The organism is Affinundibacterium danionis (genome assembly GCF_042432465.1).
GTDB lineage: Bacteria > Pseudomonadota > Gammaproteobacteria > Burkholderiales > Burkholderiaceae_D > Undibacterium > Undibacterium danionis.
Genome location: NZ_JBHLXJ010000004.1, coordinates 108,125 through 127,295, shown reverse-complemented (window position 1 = coordinate 127,295; position 19,171 = coordinate 108,125). Strand labels below are relative to the sequence as shown.

The following is a 19,171-nucleotide window of genomic DNA, read 5'->3' as shown; positions in this document are numbered from 1 at the left end:
TTATTTCAACAACCCCGCTAGTTCTACCGCAGATTTGATTTGCATTTTGTCGAAAATATTGGCGCGATGAACTTCCACGGTACGCATGCTGATGCCCAATTCATCGGCGATATTTTTGTTCATCTTACCAACTAAAATCAATTCTAATACCTCGCGTTCTCGCTGGGATAAGGTATTCAGTCGGGTTTGCACGATGAATGCTGCGCCTGCCTGCAAAGACATGTGTAAAGCCTCTTGGACTCTATCCATCAAGGCATTGTCGTTAAAGGGTTTTTCGAAAAAATCAAAAGCACCGCGCTTTAAACTATCCACTGCCATGGGCACGTCGCCATGTCCTGTTAAAAAAATGACGGGCAAACGTTGCGTTAATTGTCTCGCGCTGAGAATATCAAACAAGGCAGTGCCGCTGAGCTCGGCCATACGCACATCGAGCAATAAACAGTCGCCTTCTGGCGCAAAATGCCAGTCAGCTTCTAGATGCGCTAAAAAGGCTTCGCCACTAGCATAGGTTTTGGCGGCAATATTGCGTGACTTGGCTAACCACAGCAGGGCATCTCGCAAAACTTCTTCATCGTCGACGATGTGTAGCATAGTGTCTCCTGCTCTCGGTAAAGTTGGAAAGTTTATGTCTGCGGAATATGGCAGGGAATCGTAAATTCAAATACCGTCCCGCCGGCAGGATTTGCCCGATATTTTAAACTGCCGCCGTGAAACTCTATCGCGGTTCTACAAATATTCAAACCCATGCCCATGCCAGTCGCCTTGGTTGAGAAGAAGGGCGAAAATAATTTTCCAGCAACGTCGGTTGAGATGCCATGCCCATGATCGATCACTTGAATTAAGACTAGTTGAGGGTATTTGGGATTATTGCCTGCACTTAAGTGAGCGTGAATTTGTAATTGACGTTGCGGAAAGGCGACTTCTTGCATGGCTTCGATTGCATTACGAGTCAGATTCAAGAGCACTTGTTCGATTAAGACTTTATCTGCGAAGACATCGGGTAAGTTTTGATCAATTTGATAATGGACGTGGATGTGGGCACTTTGAGCTTGTAGCTCGATCAAAGGCATGACGCTTTGTAGTAGGGTATTGATGCTCAAAAGCGCACGGCTCGCTTCTCTTTTTTTGACAAACTCATGCACACTGCGTATCACTTGCGCGGCGCGTTGTGCTTGTTGTTTGGCTTTTTCTAAGGCTTCGCTTAAAGACTGTCTTAGGGATTTTGGAATAGTAGTTGGCGACGTTTGCGCGGTCGGTAAAGTCTCGTTTTCTTCTTGCTGCAAAATATTCAAAGCACCCGTGGTGTAACTTGAAATAGCGGCCAAAGGTTGGTTTAACTCATGCGCCAGCATCGAAGCCATTTCACCCATGGTCGCCAATCTGGCATTGGCGTGCAGTTTTTCTTCCTGTTGCCGGGTCAACTCTTGCGCACGTTTTAATTCAGATACATCGAGAATCGAACTCATCCAACCGGTTTGTTGTCCGTGTTCATCCACCAGTGGCGATTCGTAAATTAAGACAGGAAAACGTTCACCGTTAGCGCGTTGATAAATGATCTCAAAGCCTTCTGGTTGTACGGTGCCCGTTAATATTTGTGCAAAGCGCGTCTCGTATTCAGCTCTTTCCTCAGGTGCCCAGTAGGGCATAGGCGGTAATTTGCCGACTAATTCTTCGGCGGGAAAACCTATCATTTTGCAGAAAGAAGGATTGACATAGGTCAGGCGTCCTTCCATATCGCGAGCTCTTAAGCCTGTGATGAGTGAATTTTCCATCGCTGCGCGAAAGGCGGCTTCTTTGCGCAAGGCACCTTCTGCATGCATCCGGCGATGAATATCGCGCCATAAGGCGATCAAGCTCCAGACTAGGCCTAGTGAAAGTAAAACGACAGAAAGTACTAATAGATTGGCTAACAGCTTAGGCGCACTCTTGGTGCTATTGGTGTGCAAGGTTAGCGTGAGTTGTGGCAGCTCTAAGGCGCGGTTATGGGTATAAATGTTTTTCCCTGGGCCGCCAGCCGCGCGTTTTGCTAAGACTTTTTCTTCGTTGTCTAATAGTGTGATGGCATTTTCTTGTGCGAACCACCAAGGTACCGTTTCATCTAATAAGGTTTGTAGGCGGTAACTGACTGTGATACTCGCCAGATAAACTTGGTCGCGGAACAGTGGAAAGCGACATAGTACAATGCCTGTATTTTGCGTGTGCTTCATGCAGGAAGGCTTTTGAATTTTTTGAGTAAATAGTGCGCTGGCTAAAATCGCTTGCCGGACTAATTCACGATTGTCCGTCTGCGCTGAGCTATCTAGGACACTGTCGCTGTTGGCCGCGATTAGTTTGTTCTGGTTATCCCACAACATTAAATCTTGAATTTCGTGATTATTATTGGTGTACAGGCGCAGTCTATCGATCAGCGCCTGATGGTTGATTTTGTTTTGTACAAAATCTTCGCTCAATGCCACTAGGCTTTCTTCATTGCGTTTTAATTGAAACTGGATCGCCTGTTCTACCCACAAAGTATCGGCGATTAGTTGTTCTTGGCGCTCATTGGCTTCCATGCGCTGCGCTTGCCACGGCAGCCAGATTAAAACTGCCAAAAAAAGCAGTACTAGCAGGATAGGCAACATCCAAGGCAGAGCGACAGGAAAGGCGCGAGTAGGTGCAGGTTTTGTATACATGACAAAAGTGTAGCTGAAGTGCTTGCCAATTGAGTTGTAAGTGACTTCTAAGTCTCGCTTTTGTCTAATTCAGGCGACATTGTGGTTAACCACAGTTGTACATTTAGGTTTTAGCAGCTAATAATGTTTGTACAATTTTAAAACTAGGAGACAACAATGAAGTCACATCTTAAAACCTTTTCTAAACGCCGTAGTCTGTTGGCCGCTATGGCAGTCTTATCGACCGCTACTATAGGCTTGGGCATGAGCAGCAATGCGGTGGCGCAAAATCCTATCATCATTAAATTTAGCCACGTCGTTGCCAATGACACACCGAAAGGTAAAGCCGCAGAGCGTTTTAAAGAGTTAGCAGAGAAAGCCACCAAAGGGCGGGTCAAAGTTGAGATTTATCCGAATAGCACGCTATACAAAGACAAGGAAGAGCTAGAAGCTTTGCAGCTCGGTGCGGTGCAAATGTTAGCGCCATCTTTGGCTAAATTTGGCCCGTTAGGTGTGAAAGAATTTGAAGTCTTCGATTTGCCATATATTTTTCAAAATCGTGATGTGTTGCATCGTGTGACGGAAGGCCCGGTGGGAGCAAGCCTCTTGTCCAAATTAGAACCTAAAGGAATTACAGGATTAGCATTTTGGGATAATGGTTTTAAAGTGATGTCATCCAACGTTCCCATGCGTGTACCTGCTGATTTGAAAGGCAAAAAACTTCGTATTCAGTCATCTAAAGTATTGGATGCTCAGATGCGCGCAATGGGTGCTAATCCGCAAGTGATGGCGTTCTCCGAAGTGTATCAAGCCCTACAAACAGGCGTGGTTGATGGCACAGAAAACCCCCCATCGAATCTCTACACGCAAAAAATGCATGAAGTACAAAAACACGTCACCGTCACCAATCACGGTTACTTAGGTTATGCGGTGATCGTGAATAAGAAATTTTGGGACGGTCTGCCTGCCGATATCCGCGCTCAATTAAACACCGCGATGAAATCTGCAACGCAATACGCCAATGCGATTGCGCAGCTTGAAAATGATACCGCTTTAGAAGCGGTGAAAAAATCAGGCAAAACCACGGTCTATGCATTAACTGATAAAGAGCGTGCGGAGTGGATGAAAGCGCTAGTGCCAGTGCAGCGCGAGATGGAAGGCCGTATCGGTAAAGAGCTGATACAGAGCGTCAATAAAGAAGCGCAAGCTTTGGGTTTTAAATAAAGTCACACGCTTTTTAAAGTCTCACACTTCAACGATTAATCTGATTGCCGTGGTGTAGAACCACAGCTTCAGATTGATTCCGTTTCCCAAATCTATTCTCATTTTTCTGACAGGGAGCTAGCATGAAATTGCTTGATCACTTGGAAGAGTATTTGATCGCCTTCCTCATGGCTATGGCGACGATCATTACTTTTGTTGCGGTATTACATCGCTACTTATCGGGATTTGATATTCCCGTGGTGCAGGACGCCTTGATTAAACTGAACACCAGTTGGGCGCAAGAATTGACGATTTATTTATTCGTCTGGATGGCAAAATTTGGTGCCGCTTACGGCGTACGCTCCGGTATTCATGTGGGCGTGGACGTGCTGGTTAACCGCTTGAGTGATAAAAACAAGAAGCTATTTGTCTTAATCAGTTTGGGTGCTGGCGCTTTATTTACTGGCATTATCGGTACTTTAGGCGCGAATTTTGTGTATGGCATGGCGCAGACCGATCAGACCTCAGCTGATATGGAAATCCCTATGTGGTGGGTGTATCTGGCGATTCCATTGGGTTCGTATCTGATGTCTTTCCGCTTCTTACAAGTCGCTTGGACTTTTATTAAAACAGGTGAATTGCCGAAGCATGATCATGCTCACGTCGAAGGCTTGGAAGATGAGGTGAAAGCATGAATGCGCTGATTATTTTCACCTTACTGCTCCTGCTCATGATGACCGGGATGCCGATCTCAATCGCGCTCGGCCTAACGGTATTGACCTTCTTATTTACCATGACTTCAGTGCCGATTGAATCGGTGGCTCTAAAGTTATTCACTGGTATTGAGAAGTTTGAAATCATGGCGATTCCTTTCTTTATTCTTGCCGGAAATTTCCTAACCCATGGCGGGGTCGCGCGCCGCATGATTAATTTTGCGGCGTCTATGGTCGGACATTGGCATGGCGGCTTGGCCTTAGCGGGTGTATTGGCCTGTGCTTTGTTCGCGGCGGTATCTGGCTCTTCACCTGCAACGGTGGTGGCGATAGGCTCGATTATTTTGCCAGCGATGGTCAAACAGGGATATCCGAGAGGATTTGGCGCTGGTGTGGTTACCACTTCAGGTGCTTTGGGAATTTTAATACCGCCCTCTATCGTGATGGTGATGTATTCAGTTTCTACCAATACCTCGGTGGGTAAATTATTTATGGCGGGTGTGATTCCTGGTTTGTTACTTGCTTTTTTCTTAGGATTGACGACTTGGTTTTTGGCACGCAAGCATAATTATCCACGTATGAAGAAAGCCACTTGGACTGAACGTTTTGTGACTTTCAGAAAAAGCGCTTGGGGTTTGCTATTGATCGTGATTGTGATGGGCGGCATTTATTCTGGCATGTTCACACCGACCGAAGCGGCGGCAGTGGCAGCAGTGTATGCCTTCATCATTGCGGTGTTTGTGTATAAAGACATGAGCTTGAAAATGGTGCCTAAGGTTTTGATCGATTCAGCCGCGATGTCCGCGATGCTGTTGTACATCATTACCAATGCGGTGCTATTTTCATTTCTAATGACGAGTGAAAATATTCCTCAAGCGATGGCGAGTTGGATACTCGATAGTGGTTTTGGCATGATTAGTTTCTTGCTGGTGGTGAATATTCTTCTGCTGTTGGCAGGTAATGTGATGGAGCCATCGTCCATCGTATTAATCATGGCGCCGATTTTGTTTCCAGTGGCGATGAAGCTAGGGATCGATCCAGTTCACTTCGGCATCATTATGGTGGTGAATATGGAAGTAGGCATGTGTCATCCACCAGTTGGTTTAAATCTGTATGTCGCCTCCGGTATCACCAAGATGGGTATTACAGAATTAACTGTCGCCGTGCTGCCGTGGTTGTGTACGATGTTAGGGTTCTTATTGTTAGTGACTTATGTGCCCGTCATATCGACTTGGTTGCCGAATTTGATCTATAACTAAACCCACGCCAATATATTTAAATGTCCGTATAAATATAAGTGGTCCGAATTGCCGTAACTTAATTTTAGTTGCGGCATTTTTGTTTCTCATGCGTGGTATAGCACACAATTTCCCTACGGAATCACTATTATTTCTGTGCGGAAAATTAATGAAATTATTGGGCTAAATCATTTAGCTTAATCCGCTTAATTATCAAAATAATGCATTTTGGACTAACACATTTTTTTTGAACTTTGCGATCTTTCTCTGCTGCAGAAGCACAAATGCAACAAAGCTTTTTATATATTTATTTGTCGATATTCTTGTCATAAAAGGCGTGCTATATTTCGCACACCTTAGATTTTTGCTGATAAATTATGTCGCAAATTTCAACAAGTCCAAAATACGGAAGTGCAATAATAGCGCTCTTCAGAGTGCAGTCAAAAAGGGGGGGAGATTCGCGTTTCAAGATAAGCTGAGTCCTGTTCTAAGCGACTAAACAGCCCGAACGTGAAAAATTTTAGAAGGCGCATCCACTGGATGCGCCTTTTTTCTTGGACGGTTACAATCACATAAATCATTTTGAATGGACCCGTGATGGCAACCCCCGAATCCAAACTAGAGTCAGCAATTTTCGCCGCTATTGTGCCTGCGCCGTTTGGTTATATTGGTGTGCGCACGGAGCATAGTTCTGGAACAATGCAAATCAGCGAGCTGGTATATTTACCGCCGCGCTTTCAAGAAAAAGCACCGGCTGACGCTGCGGCAGAATTAGCTGCACAGCAAATTGAACGCTATTTCGCCGACCCTGATTTTCCGTTTAGTTTGCCTTTAAAAAATTTAGGATCGCCATTTCAACAAAAAGTCTGGCATGCGATTTCTAATATTCCGCGCGGTGAAGTTAGAACTTACGGGCAAATTGCCAAGCACATACAATCAGCGCCACGTGCAGTAGGACAAGCCTGTGGCGCGAATTGGTATCCTCTAGTCATTCCATGTCATCGCGTGACAGCATCGGGTGGTCTGGGCGGCTTTGCGCATCATGATGACGAGACGGGCTTTCATTTGGGCGTTAAGCGTTATTTATTACGTCTGGAGCGCGTGCCAGAATATAGTAAGTTGAAATCTACCCAAGTGCAGGAGTCGATGTGGTAAAAGCAGTAACAAAGCGGCTAGCAAAGGATGTTGGCGCATCAAGCGTGATGACAGTAAAAAAAATCAAAGCTCCGACAACACCGTTGATAGAACTCCCCGCACAAGTCCAAGCACAGATAGATCAGTTTTGCGATAGCTTGTGGTTAGAAGATGGCTTAGCTAAAAATTCGCTCGACGCTTATCGACGTGATTTGCGCTTGTTTGCCGAGTGGTTGCACAGTACGACACAGAAGCATTTGCTAGAGGTGACGGAAGTCGATATTTTTTCCTATGTAGCCGCTAAACATGGCAGTTCCAAGGCGACCTCGGCCAATCGCCGTATGACGGTGTTGAAGCGCTATTATCAGCAAGCATTTCGTCAAAACCAGATCGCGCTGAATCCCTGTACCAAACTCAAATCAGCCAAGCAGGCGGATCGACTCCCTAAAACGTTGAGCGAAAAACAAGTCGAATCCTTGCTGCAAGCGCCTGACGATCAGACGCCATTAGGCTTGCGTGACCGGACCATGTTAGAGCTGTTGTATGCCTGCGGTTTGCGCGTGACAGAATTAGTTTCACTCAAATCTTTTGAAGTCAGCTTGAATGATGGCGTCTTGCGGGTAACGGGTAAGGGTAGTAAAACCCGTTTAGTTCCCTTTGGCGAAGTTGCCCGTATGTGGCTGCAACGCTATTTAAGTGAAGGCAGACCTGCGATTTTGAACGGACAGATAGACGATGCCTTATTCGTTACAGCACGCGGCGGTGCCATGACACGGCAAATGTTTTGGGTCGTTATCAAAAAATGTGCGGTAACCGCTGGCATTACTTCACCGCTATCACCGCATACCCTGCGTCACGCCTTTGCCACCCATCTGTTGAATCATGGCGCCGATTTGCGCGTCGTACAATTGTTATTAGGGCATGCGGATATTTCCACGACACAAATCTATACCCACGTCGCGCGTGAACGTTTGAAACAACTGCATGCGCAGCATCATCCGCGCGGGTAGGCTAGGTTGATTGCATGGAGCAAAACAAAAACCAAAAAGCAAAACCACTCAACGCAGAGGCACAGAGTTATTGAGAACAACATGAGAACCCCGTAAAAACTGGGTCATTAATGTACTTCTCTTGTTTTTCCTCTACCTCTCGGTGTCTCTGTGTTGAGAGGTTTTAGCCTTATTCCCTCACGCGATTGCCCTAGTGGATAAGCAACGCTGACCTATTTTAACCTCTCACCTAAGCTACAATTGCCTTCTTTACGGCAATTAAGTCATACAGCGAGAACTATCTTGGCAAAAAAAGAACACGTATCAGAAACGCCCGCAACTCAATTACTACGCAAGAAGGGTGCGGCATTTACCGAACATCCTTATGCTTATGAAGAGCATGGTGGCACCGCTGTGTCGGCGCGAGAGTTGGGCGTGGAAGAGCACTCGGTTGTAAAAACCTTGATCATGCAAGATGAACACGCCAAACCTTTGGTGGTGTTAATGCATGGTGATAAAACGGTCTCAACCAAAAATCTGGCGCGGCAGATAGGCTGTAAGGCGGTCGAGCCTTGCAAGCCTGAAGTCGCGCAACGGCATTCGGGTTATATGATAGGTGGAACGTCTCCATTTGGAACCAGGAAAGCCATGCCTGTCTATGTGGAAGCAAGTGTGTTGGAACTGGAAAAAATTTATTTGAACGGTGGTCGGCGCGGGTATCTGATTGGTATTGCGCCTGCATTGCTGTTGGATATTTTAATGGCGAAGACTGTGCATTGTGCTTTATAGTAGCGGGCTTTGGCTCCTGTTAATTGGACGTTTTACAGGCGCTGTATTGTTGATCAATAATAAAAAATAACTTCGAAATAAGTTCGAAATAAGTTCATAAGGACGGATGAGGATGGATGCTTTGATTGCTGTGGGCGCAGTATTGGCTGCTTATTTAATGGGTTCGGTGTCGTTTGCGGTGGTGGTGAGTCGCTTGTTTGGTTTGTCTGATCCGCGGACCTATGGCTCCAAAAATCCCGGTGCGACCAATGTTTTGCGCAGTGGGAATAAAGCTGCTGCGGCTTTGACTTTATTGGGCGATGGATTTAAAGGTTGGCTCGCAGTTTGGCTGGCTTTGTTTTTCCAAGATAAATACCAACTCGGAAGTGGCACGATAGCCGCTATTATTTTGGCGGTATTTCTCGGTCATCTTTGGCCGGTGTTTTTTAAATTTGTGGGCGGCAAAGGTGTAGCGACAGCCTTAGGTATTTTGTTGGCGGTGAATCCATGGTTAGGCTTGGGCACACTGGCAACCTGGTTGGCAGTTGCTTATGCTTTTCGTTATTCCTCATTGGCAGCCTTAATAGGTTCTTTGTTCGCGCCTTTCTATTACGCTTTATTGTTCGGTGCTGATTTGAATCTGTTAGCGATCGCGATTATGAGTGGCCTATTAATTTATCGTCATGGGCAAAATATTGCTAACTTGATGAGCGGTAAAGAAAGCCGCATTGGTAGTAAGAAGAAGTAACAAGAAAAAGTAATCCCGCTCGAATGCTTGTAATAAGAAAAAGCCTCGTATCAAACAAATGATACGAGGCTTTTTCAATTTGCAGTGACGTATTTCTATAGACGATTACGCCGCCACTAATTCATTCAAAGGCCAACGCGGGCGCACATTGAAACTATAATTCTTTGTTGCTAATTCAGGATTGTTTTTTAGACGCATCGCACCTGCGAAAGCTATCATTGCGCCATTGTCAGTGCAAAATTCTAATTCAGGGTAATACACTTGAAATCGTTTCTTAGGATTGGATGCGTTGGCGGCAGCATTGAGTGCTGCTCGTAATTGTTGATTGGCACCGACACCGCCGGCGATGACCAAGCGTTTAAGTCCTGTTTGCTTCATCGCGGTCAGGCATTTTGCAAGCAACACATCAATGATGGCGTCAACAAAACCTCGGGCGACATTGGCTTTATCTTCCTCAGTTAATGTTTGGGGATACTTTTTGACAGCGGTTAACACGGCTGTTTTTAAACCAGAAAAGCTGAAATTTAAATCTTTAGAATGCAGCATAGGGCGCGGAAATTGGTGTATCGCCGGATCACCGTTCATGGCGAGACGCGAAATCGCGGGGCCACCTGGATAATCAAGTCCTAATAATTTGGCTGATTTATCAAATGCTTCGCCCGCCGCATCGTCTAGTGTTTCACCCAATAATTCATAACGGCCTACGCCATCGACTCGCATTAATTGTGTATGCCCGCCGGAGACCAGCAAAGCGATGAAGGGGAATTCTGGTGGCTGGCTGGCTAACAGGGGCGAGAGTAAATGGCCTTCTAGATGATGGATACCTATGATGGGTTTATCCAACGCCAATCCTAGACCGCAGGCCACTGAAGCACCGACTAGGAGCGCACCAGCCAAACCCGGGCCTTGGGTGTAGGCAATCGCATCAATCGCGGTTTTATCGATCTGCGCTATATTTAGTGCTTCACTCAATAATGGCAAAGCACGTCGCACGTGATCACGTGAGGCTAACTCAGGTACCACGCCGCCGTACTCTTGATGCATGGCGATTTGTGAATGCAGTGCGTGTGACAACAGACCACGATCCGTATCATAGAGCGCGATACCAGTTTCATCACAGGAGGATTCAATGCCGAGAACGATCATGCTAGAGCTTTTTATTTAATTTATGATAATGGAGTGAACTGACTTAAAGACGAGTCATTTAAGAGGGCGTCATTATAAGCGATTACGAAAGCGGCAAAAATTAAACCCGCTTGGACGTCACTAGCCAGTTTTCTAATGCCGCACCATACAGCGGTTTGCTAGCGAAATAGCCTTGCATGGCATCGCAACCCAGCTCAATCAAAGTATCACGCTCGGCCTGCGTTTCTATCCCTTCCGCGATCACATGTAAATTCAAGCCATGTCCCATTTCAATAATGGTTTTGACCAAGCGTTGGGTGGACGATAATTGATCAATATTGATCACGAAACTGCGGTCAATTTTTAATTCTGTGACGGGCAATTGTTGTAAGTAGGCGAGCGATGAATGGCCAGTCCCAAAATCATCTATCGACAGACCTATGCCTGTATCGCGTAGCGTGTGCAGCAAGGGAATGGCGCTGCTAGGATCTTCCATAATGCCGCTTTCTGTGAGCTCTAATTTGAGACGCTCTGGATTGACTTTGTGCTGCTGTAATAGTTGGCTAACTCTGTCTGGGAAATGTTGATCGCGCAAATCATTGGTACTGACATTGACCGCGATACTCAGTGTTGGATAAGTCTCCTGCCAATTCGCTAGCGTTTGTACGGCTTGTTTCAGCATCCATTCTGTGACATGGCTGATATAGCCAGTGCGCTCTGCAAATGGCACGAATTCTATCGGCGAAATAAAACCACGTACTGGATGCTGCCAGCGCACTAGCGCCTCAAAACCATAGCAGTGCATATCACTTAAACGGACTTTGGGTTGTAGCCACATTTGTAATTCATGTTTGACCAAAGCCGAACGTAAATCGGATAACAAACTCAGATGACTTAAACGCGAAGCCTCTTGCGCATCGGAATACCAAGCGCTAATTTGGGTGTTGGCTTTTGCCGCATACAAGGCCACTTCAGCATTGCGTATTAAACTATTGAGATTAGGCGTTTCTGTATTCGCGAGGGCAATGCCGTACACCATGCTGACGTCAACGCTATGGTTGATGCAGACGATGGGTGTGCTTAAGTGATGATTAAGATGACTGATCATTTGTATGACTAATTCGGTCACCGTTTGCGTACCTGTGGCTGAGCAGAGCAGGGCAAACTGTCCCCCAGCAAATTTTGCTAGGTAATGACTGCCGTCAGGATAGTCGCGTAAGGCATGTTGTAGTCGCTTGCTGGTTTCTACGATGACGTTATCGCCGATGCCAAAGCCTAGGGTTTCGTTGACGATTTTCAGTCGTGCTACGTCCATCAATATCATGGCTTTGTTGGAGAGATTCGTTTGCGTGAATGTTTTGAGGAGTAGCGTGCGGTTCGGTAAGTGGCTTAGTTGATCGTAATACGCAAGTTGTTCGATTTCCGCTTCACGGGTGGCGATCGCATCGGACATGGTGTTGAGGGCTATACCGGCTTGGGCAATCTCGGTCGCACGTGTCAGCGGTACTTTACTGTCGTAATTACCAGTGGCGATTTGTAAGGCGCTTTGTTCTAGATCGTTGAGTGGGCGTACCACGCTGCTTTGTGTGATGAATGCCAGCCCTAAGCCGCACAATACCGCAATGACAGAAATTGCGATGACTTCTAATTTAAGTTGCTCAAGATCTCTTTTTTCTTCTTCTTGACGTTGTTTGATATTGCGTTTTTCTAAATCTAATAGCGCAGCGCTTTCGGTTAAGAAGGACTGACGGGCGGGAGCGACTTGTTCTTCAAACACCTTTTTCGCGCCATCGGGATTATCGAGTTCGATTTCATCAAACAAATTCAGGTAGGACTGGCGAAATTCTTGATGGGTACTCGCAACGCGTTCTAAACATGCCAGCTCTATTTCGTCTTTGCTTGAATTGGTGAGGGCAAGGATTAATTCGTCTATGTGTTTTTTCTTAGCATCGACTGCATCGTAAGCCGGTTTTCTCTTATCTTGCGTACTACTGAAAATGAGTACCAATGCGCTGGTCGAGCCTTCGATGTCCAAAGCTAAATTCTGTACTTGTAAAAGTTTTTGTAAATCTTCTCTAGCGAATTGTTGACTGCGTTGAGTTACGTGCTGTACTTGTGCCACGGTTTTTACAACGACTAAAATGAAGAGGCAGAGAATCAAGAGATAGCTGAGCGCTAATCGATAGCTGATTCTGCGAGGTAATACCCGCTCGATAGCAATGTGAAACGCGTCGTTCATAAATCCTCAGAATGTGGTACCAGCGGCTAAGTAAGAAATAGTGATCAAACATTGAGTAGCATCATGCAATATCTTAGTCTCAATTTAACTTAAGACGCAGTTCACAGAAACCGAAACCTTATTTCTTTATATGGAACGTTGTATCGACCACTATTTCGAGGGAAAAGAGTGCCATTAGACAGCAAATTTGTCAGGGTTTGAACTAAGTTTCTGGGAAGTTTGACTATATTCATCAGCTATCAGCTAAAATGAAATTCTTCAATTGCCTACTTTCGGGAGTCTGTCTATGTTTTTAGATCACGCCAAAATCTCTGCCACCCATAGCGAAACTGAACCAGATCGTATCGAACGATTAAATCGTGTGTATGGTTATGCTATCGCTTTGGCAGATGCCGACGGTAATACTGAATGCATTACTAAACTGGCAAAAATTCATGATCACAAAGGCACCCTCATGGTGATCTGGCACGCTGCTCCCACTGAATTTGAGCGCATCTATTTTGTGAAAGCGTGGAAGAGCAAGATTGGTGATGAATCGACATCTGTCGAGCATGCCTTGATGCTGTTAGATACAAACGCAGACGCTGAGGAAGAATGAAAATACCCTAGGCGTTTGATTTAATGTAAATAAAAAATGGCTGCATCCTTTTAATGGGATGCAGCCATTTTTTTGTGCTAGCTTGAGTGGGTTTGAAGATACAGTGGAATTTAAGCTAATTTCAAATCTTCCAGTAATTCAGCAACGCCTGTCCAACCAATTTCTATACCTATACACAAAAGAATAAAGGCCGATAAACGCATTAACACCGTTGCGCCTACTTCACCCAAGAAACTCTCTAAATTACGCGCAAAGCGGTAGGATAAATAAATGGCAAAAGTAGTCAGCAAAACACCTATCGTTGCCGCCAAACCAGTGATTAACCAATCGACTGGTTTCGCAGGCAACTGCGCACCCAAAGTAATTGAGGTAGCGATGGCACCTGGACCGACCGTGAGTGGAAAACTAAACGGGAAAAAACTATGTTTGCGTAATTCTTCCTTAGTCCATTTATCGGCCGATGCGGCGACTGAGGTTCGCAATTTGTCCTGTCCCTGATCGTTCAATAATTTCCAACCCGCCATGCCGACCACAATGCCGCCGGCTACCCGGACTATAGGTAAAGAAATTCCGAAAAAATCAAGTACATATGAACCGACAAAGACGGCACCCATCAGTAAGAAGAAACAATTGAAGGCGATACGTTTTGCCAGCCGATTGGCCATGACCTGATCCATGGGACCTGTCATTGATAAGAAGATAGGTGCAACCGCAATCGGATTCAGTATCGGTAATAAAGTCACTGGCACCACGACGAGGGCTTTGATGAACACGGATAGTGCAATACTCATTTTGCCTCCTGTAATAATTGAATCTTGTGATTATGCAATATTTGTGCGGCTACGTCACATACAAAATGGCTAGGTTTTAGATTTGCTACGATTTGCTCATGCTTTGCCAGCGCTCTACCTTAGTTGTTAGCACCTCACGACTCTGTGACATAGCTTGACGATGTCATAAAACAGACATGCAGTTGTCACAATCTTGAAGTATTCCCTCTTTATTCTGCTTACTCGGTGCACATAAATGAATAAAGGAGAACCCGCATGAGAGTGTTGACCCTGCCTAGCGATGCCAATCCTAGTTTTTCTAAATTAAGTCTCAGTCTTGCGAGTAGCAAAAAAGAAGTGAAAGAAGTGCAGCGTTTGCGTTACAAAGTATTTATTGAGGCGATGGGCTTATCGGCCTTAGCGAATCCTGATTGTTTAGATAAAGATGAGTTCGATGAGTATTGCGATCACCTGATTGTACGTGACACGAAAACTTTAAAAGTCGTTGGAACCTATCGTATTCTTGGCCCAAATGCTGCGCGTCAAATGGGACGTTATTATTCAGAGGGTGAATTTGATTTGTCACGCTTGCAAAATATTCGTGGCAGCATAGCGGAAGCAGGTCGTGCCTGTATTCATCCAGATTATCGCAGTGGTGCCGTGATCATGTTATTGTGGGCGGGTTTAGCCGCCTACATGCGTCGTGAGCGTTGCGAGTATTTGATTGGCTGCGCTAGTATCAGCCTCGCCGATGGCGGACATAATGCGGCTGCTATTTATCGCAGTTTTACGGAGAATGATTTTGCGCCACTCGATTATCGAGTGACTCCGCATTTGCCTTTCCCGCTAGAAAATATGGATGAAGGACACGAGGCGCGGATTCCGCCTTTATTGCGCGGCTATTTGCGTGCCGGTGCTTGGATTTGCGGTGAGCCGGCTTGGGACCCTGATTTTCATAGCGCCGATCTGTTCGTCATGTTACCGCTGGCGAATCTAGATAATCGCTATGCCAAACATTACGGTACCGACGGAGCGTCTTAATGAAACCAGCAGATCAGTTTCTGGAACATCCAATGCCCACTCGACCCAAGGCACCAAAAAAAGAGGTGCGACGTTTTCGGACTATCTGGATTTCTGATCTGCATCTTGGTACTTCGGGGTGTCAGGCAAAACGCTTGCTGGAATTTTTGAAAGCGACTGAGTCTGAAACCCTGTATCTGGTCGGTGACATTATCGACGGCTGGCAACTCAAGCGGCGTTGGTATTGGGATCAAACCCATAATAATGTGGTACAGACCGTTTTGAAGAAAGCCAAGAAGGGAACCAATGTCATCTTCGTTCCCGGTAATCACGATGAAGCCGCTCGTCAATTCATCGAGCTAGACTTCGGTGGCATCAAAGTTCGCGACGAATTGATCCATACCACCGCCGACGGCAAGCGCATGTTGGTGTTGCACGGTGATCGTTTTGACGGTGTCATCGCTTGCGCCAAATGGTTGGCGTATTTGGGCGACAGTATGTACACCGTGATTTTGAAATTTAATCAGATATTTAATCAATGGCGAGCCCGCGCCGGTCTGCCTTATTGGTCACTATCGCAATATCTCAAATCTAAGGTAAAGAATGCGGTCAGTTACATCACCAAGTTTGAAGATGCTTTAGCGGATGAAGCGCGTAAGCGCGGCTTGGATGGCGTGATTTGCGGTCACATACACAAGCCAGAAATTCGTGAAATTGATGGTATCAAATATTGTAATGACGGCGATTGGGTTGAGAGCTTATCCGCACTGGTCGAAGAGGCTGATGGTGAGTTGATGCTTATTACTTGGCATGATGTGGTGTCTCAGCACGGTCGTCACGAATTGACTGAGTCGCTTGCTTTGTCTGTCTAAGTGATAAATAAATTTAAGGCTGATTTTTAGGACTGAATTTTAAGCCTGATTTTTAAGCCTTAACCACCAAATCAGGCGACATGATCGCTTTCAAATAAGTACGCAGACCTTCACCATCACGTTCTTTTTGTGTGATCCACCAGACATTCCCCTTGCGTACTGCGCATTCGCTTTGTACGGGTGTGATGAGTTTTGCCGCGACCTCGCCCAAGCTTGGCTGATGTCCAACTAATAGTACCGATTCACGCGAATGTGGCCAGTTGGCGGCATTGAGTAAATCGTCGGCGCTGGCGGCGGTATCGATTTCTGGTGCGATTTTGAATTTACGATTCAGTTTGGCTAAAGCCGCCATGGTTTCCCGAGTTCGGATCGCCGGGCTGACTAAGATTCTGCAATTATCTGGTAAGACACTATCTAACCATGAGGCCATTTTCTGTGCTTGCTTCTGGCCTTTAGGCGTCAAGCGACGCAAGGCATCGGCCAGTTCGTCGCTACCGGGTTCCGCTTCTGCATGACGCCATAAAATAAGATCCATTCAGTCTTTCACCTAGTCGTCCGCTTGCGGTGATCCCAAAGTTTGCATGAGAAATTGTTGTGCGCTAAATGGGTGTTGTTTGCCTCGCGCTTTTTTGCGTTCGTAATTGCCGTCTGAATCTAAAGTCCACGCATTCATATTGTCCTTTAAGTAGGGATCAAGCCCTTCGCTGATGATGCGTTTCTTTAAATGTTTTTCCAAAACGGGGAAGGCTACTTCAATGCGGCGGAACAAATTACGGCTCATCCAATCCGCACTGGCGAGATACACGTCATGCTCTAAATCATTACGGAAATAATAGATACGTGAATGCTCCAAGAAGCGACCTATGATAGAACGTACTTTAATATTTTCAGATAGACCAGGTACGCCAGGACGCAAAGTACATGCGCCGCGCACGATCAAATCAATTTTAACCCCATCAGCAGATGCCGCATACAAGGCGCGTATCACCGATTCATCGACTAAGGCATTCATCTTGGCGATGATGCGACCTGGTCGCCCCTCACGCGCGATACGCGCTTCATTGCGAATCGCTTTGATGATTTTAGGTTGTAAGAAAAAGGGCGCTAGCCACAGATGTTCTAATTTTTTCGGTTTGGTTAAGCCGGTCAAATGAATGAAGACTTCATTGACTTCCGCCGCTTTTTTAGGATGTGCGGTTAGCAGACCAAAGTCGGTGTAAAAACGTGTCGTCGAGGGATGATAATTGCCTGTGCCTAAGTGTGCGTAGTGACGTAAGCGACCACCTTCTTCGCGGCGTATCACGAGTGCTAACTTGGCATGAGTCTTCAGACCGACCACGCCATACACCACCTGAGCGCCTGCTCTTTGTAAACGATCGGCCCAATTGATATTGGCTTCTTCATCAAAGCGTGCCATCAATTCGACCACGACCGTGACTTCTTTTCCCATGCGCGCTGCGGTGATTAAGGATTCCATTAAATCGGAATTCATCCCCGTGCGATAAATGGTTTGCTTAATCGCTAATACATTAGGGTCGAGCGATGCCGTGCGAATAAAATCGATGACGGTTTGGAATGGCTGAAATGGATGGTGCAGTAAGACGTCTTGCTTATTCAATACATCAAAAATATTTTTTTGCGCCAGCTTAGGATCAGCTTTTGCCGTAAAAACGGGGAAGCGCAAGTTGGGCTGATTCACGTGATCGATCAATTCAGACAAACGCACCATATTCACTGGACCATCTACCGCATAAAGACGATCTTTGGTCAGTGAAAATTGTTCGAGTAAAAACTGAGATAAAGATTCAGGGCAGTTTTGGGCGACTTCTAAGCGTACCGCCATACCAAATTGACGACCTTGCAATTCACCTTGTAAAGCGTGGCGTAGGTTTTTGACTTCGTCTTCATCGACCCACAAATCACTATCGCGTGTGACGCGGAATTGGGAATAGGCTAAAACTTCTCTGTCGTTAAATAAATCACCGATATGGGCATGAATAACTGAGGACAATAGACAATAAGCCTGTCCTTTTTCAGTCAATTCATCAGGAATCTTGATGACACGCGGTAATACGCGTGGTGCTTTAACAATGGCAATCGCCGTGCCACGGCCAAAGGCATCTTTGCCAGCGAGTGACACAATAAAATTGAGACTCTTATTAACAACTTGCGGAAATGGGTGCGCCGGGTCTAGTCCGATAGGCGTGAGAAGAGGTCTAACCTCACGATCAAAATACGATTTAACCCAAGCTCTTTGCGCTTCCGTTCTATCGTTGTGCCTTAATAGATGTATCCCTTTGCGCGACAAAGCTGGCAGGATGTCTTGATTTAATACTTGGTATTGACGGGTTTCGAGTTCATGACATTCTTTATCGATGCGATCCATCATGCCCGCGAAGGTAGCATGTTGGGCTAATTGTCCATCTACCGTGTTTTGTGCAAGCAGGCTAGCGACACGGACTTCAAAGAATTCATCCAGATTGCTACCGACAATGCATAAATACTTGAGGCGCTCTAACAGGGGAATGCTTTTATCTTCCGCTTGTGCTAATACGCGCCAGTTAAACGCGATTTGTGACATCTCACGGTCTAAATAAATGGCGGAACGTGGCAAGCTCCAAGCTGCCATTAACGCAGATTCACTGTCACTGCTCGGTTTGTTATGCATAGTCGTCGGAGTGGGAACAGGTGCGGCAGCGTTGTTGGCGCTAGTCTCCGCATTGTCGGTGCTAACGATTTTATCATTTGTGACATCGCGATTCATCATTGGTTCGGTATCTCTTTAGTGTTTCTATAAGTCATAAAGGCGGATAGTCATAATTGGCTCTGCTTAGCTAGCTACAGAGCTGCCTTTGTCACAGGGGCTTGTAAAGATTGTAGTTAGCTATTGTGACAAGTTTATGACAGAAAAATCGCACAATTTGAAATATTTCATGAGTGCGAGATTCTCGTCATAATCCTGTCATATTTGCCTTGTAAAGTTCGCTCCATGTTGTTTCAGGCCAGTGATTGGTTCAGTTGAAGTTAGCTGGGTTGAATAGATCAGCGTGCTGGCAGCGACATGAAGTTAAGAACAGGATTGTTTCCCAATTAATTGAGGTAA

General features: G+C 45.8%; 17 protein-coding genes. 10 read left to right on the top strand and 7 right to left on the bottom strand.

Going from position 1 to position 19,171, the window contains the following annotated elements; translation table 11 throughout:
* Together ACFFJH_RS04670 and ACFFJH_RS04665 are read right to left on the bottom strand one after the other, a co-directional pair.
* Window positions 1-591 (bottom strand): response regulator transcription factor, encoded by a 591-nt coding sequence (locus tag ACFFJH_RS04670; RefSeq protein WP_390210431.1) that lies wholly within the window; start codon window positions 589-591, stop codon window positions 1-3.
* Window positions 592-623: 32 nt separating this feature from the next.
* The gene (locus ACFFJH_RS04665) at window positions 624-2,672 is read right to left on the bottom strand and encodes a two-component system sensor histidine kinase NtrB (protein ID WP_390210428.1); all 2,049 of its coding nucleotides are present in this window, start codon (window positions 2,670-2,672) and stop codon (window positions 624-626) included.
* Between the two features lie 207 nt (window positions 2,673-2,879).
* Between ACFFJH_RS04665 and ACFFJH_RS04660 the strand changes: the two genes are divergently transcribed.
* The 7 genes from ACFFJH_RS04660 (at window position 2,880) to plsY (ending at window position 9,444) form a co-directional block, all read left to right on the top strand.
* Window positions 2,880-3,875 carry a TRAP transporter substrate-binding protein gene (locus ACFFJH_RS04660; RefSeq protein WP_390210600.1) on the top strand — a complete coding sequence of 332 codons (996 nt, stop codon included), beginning with the start codon at window positions 2,880-2,882 and terminating at the stop codon, window positions 3,873-3,875.
* A 122-nt stretch (window positions 3,876-3,997) separates the two neighbouring features.
* Complete coding sequence (locus ACFFJH_RS04655; protein WP_390210426.1) at window positions 3,998-4,549, top strand: TRAP transporter small permease; 552 nt, start codon at window positions 3,998-4,000, stop codon at window positions 4,547-4,549.
* Entirely contained in the window at window positions 4,546-5,826 is a 1,281-nt protein-coding gene (locus tag ACFFJH_RS04650; RefSeq protein WP_390210425.1) for a TRAP transporter large permease, read from the top strand. The genes ACFFJH_RS04655 and ACFFJH_RS04650 overlap by 4 nt, the downstream gene beginning before the upstream one ends.
* A 576-nt stretch (window positions 5,827-6,402) precedes the next feature.
* Entirely contained in the window at window positions 6,403-6,960 is a 558-nt protein-coding gene (locus ACFFJH_RS04645; protein ID WP_390210422.1) for a methylated-DNA--[protein]-cysteine S-methyltransferase, read from the top strand.
* Between the two features lie 47 nt (window positions 6,961-7,007).
* A complete protein-coding gene (gene xerD, locus ACFFJH_RS04640) occupies window positions 7,008-7,949 on the top strand; it encodes a site-specific tyrosine recombinase XerD (protein WP_390210598.1) in 942 nt (313 codons plus the stop codon).
* A 279-nt stretch (window positions 7,950-8,228) separates the two neighbouring features.
* Window positions 8,229-8,717, top strand: a complete 489-nt coding sequence (gene ybaK, locus ACFFJH_RS04635; protein ID WP_390210597.1) for a Cys-tRNA(Pro) deacylase — start codon at window positions 8,229-8,231, stop codon at window positions 8,715-8,717.
* A 112-nt stretch (window positions 8,718-8,829) separates the two neighbouring features.
* Complete coding sequence (plsY, locus tag ACFFJH_RS04630; RefSeq protein WP_390210420.1) at window positions 8,830-9,444, top strand: glycerol-3-phosphate 1-O-acyltransferase PlsY; 615 nt, start codon at window positions 8,830-8,832, stop codon at window positions 9,442-9,444.
* A gap of 105 nt (window positions 9,445-9,549) precedes the next feature.
* On the opposite strand, the gene tsaD is transcribed toward plsY, so the two are convergent.
* Both tsaD and ACFFJH_RS04620 read right to left on the bottom strand, forming a co-directional pair.
* Window positions 9,550-10,590, bottom strand: a complete 1,041-nt coding sequence (gene tsaD, locus ACFFJH_RS04625) for a tRNA (adenosine(37)-N6)-threonylcarbamoyltransferase complex transferase subunit TsaD (protein WP_390210418.1) — start codon at window positions 10,588-10,590, stop codon at window positions 9,550-9,552.
* 100 nt (window positions 10,591-10,690) lie between these two features.
* Complete coding sequence (locus ACFFJH_RS04620) at window positions 10,691-12,808, bottom strand: bifunctional diguanylate cyclase/phosphodiesterase (RefSeq protein ID WP_390210416.1); 2,118 nt, start codon at window positions 12,806-12,808, stop codon at window positions 10,691-10,693.
* Between the two features lie 286 nt (window positions 12,809-13,094).
* Between ACFFJH_RS04620 and ACFFJH_RS04615 the strand changes: the two genes are divergently transcribed.
* Window positions 13,095-13,406 (top strand): hypothetical protein, encoded by a 312-nt coding sequence (locus ACFFJH_RS04615; RefSeq protein WP_390210415.1) that lies wholly within the window; start codon window positions 13,095-13,097, stop codon window positions 13,404-13,406.
* Between the two features lie 110 nt (window positions 13,407-13,516).
* On the opposite strand, the gene ACFFJH_RS04610 is transcribed toward ACFFJH_RS04615, so the two are convergent.
* On the bottom strand, window positions 13,517-14,197 hold the full coding sequence (locus ACFFJH_RS04610; protein WP_390210414.1) for a MarC family protein: 681 nt from the start codon (window positions 14,195-14,197) through the stop codon (window positions 13,517-13,519).
* A 255-nt stretch (window positions 14,198-14,452) separates the two neighbouring features.
* On the opposite strand from ACFFJH_RS04610, the gene ACFFJH_RS04605 reads away from it, so the two are divergent.
* Window positions 14,453-15,217: a GNAT family N-acetyltransferase gene (locus ACFFJH_RS04605; RefSeq protein WP_390210412.1), complete on the top strand. Its 765-nt coding sequence runs from the start codon at window positions 14,453-14,455 to the stop codon at window positions 15,215-15,217.
* Window positions 15,217-16,068 (top strand): UDP-2,3-diacylglucosamine diphosphatase, encoded by an 852-nt coding sequence (locus ACFFJH_RS04600; RefSeq protein WP_390210411.1) that lies wholly within the window; start codon window positions 15,217-15,219, stop codon window positions 16,066-16,068. Before ACFFJH_RS04605 ends, ACFFJH_RS04600 begins: the two co-directional genes overlap by 1 nt.
* 52 nt (window positions 16,069-16,120) lie before the next feature.
* Here the strand turns inward: ACFFJH_RS04600 and sixA are convergent, their stop codons facing one another.
* Both sixA and ppk1 read right to left on the bottom strand, forming a co-directional pair.
* Entirely contained in the window at window positions 16,121-16,603 is a 483-nt protein-coding gene (gene sixA / locus ACFFJH_RS04595) for a phosphohistidine phosphatase SixA (RefSeq protein WP_390210409.1), read from the bottom strand.
* A 12-nt stretch (window positions 16,604-16,615) separates the two neighbouring features.
* Window positions 16,616-18,697 carry a polyphosphate kinase 1 gene (gene ppk1, locus ACFFJH_RS04590; protein ID WP_390210596.1) on the bottom strand — a complete coding sequence of 694 codons (2,082 nt, stop codon included), beginning with the start codon at window positions 18,695-18,697 and terminating at the stop codon, window positions 16,616-16,618.
* Between the last annotated feature and the right edge of the window lie 474 nt (window positions 18,698-19,171).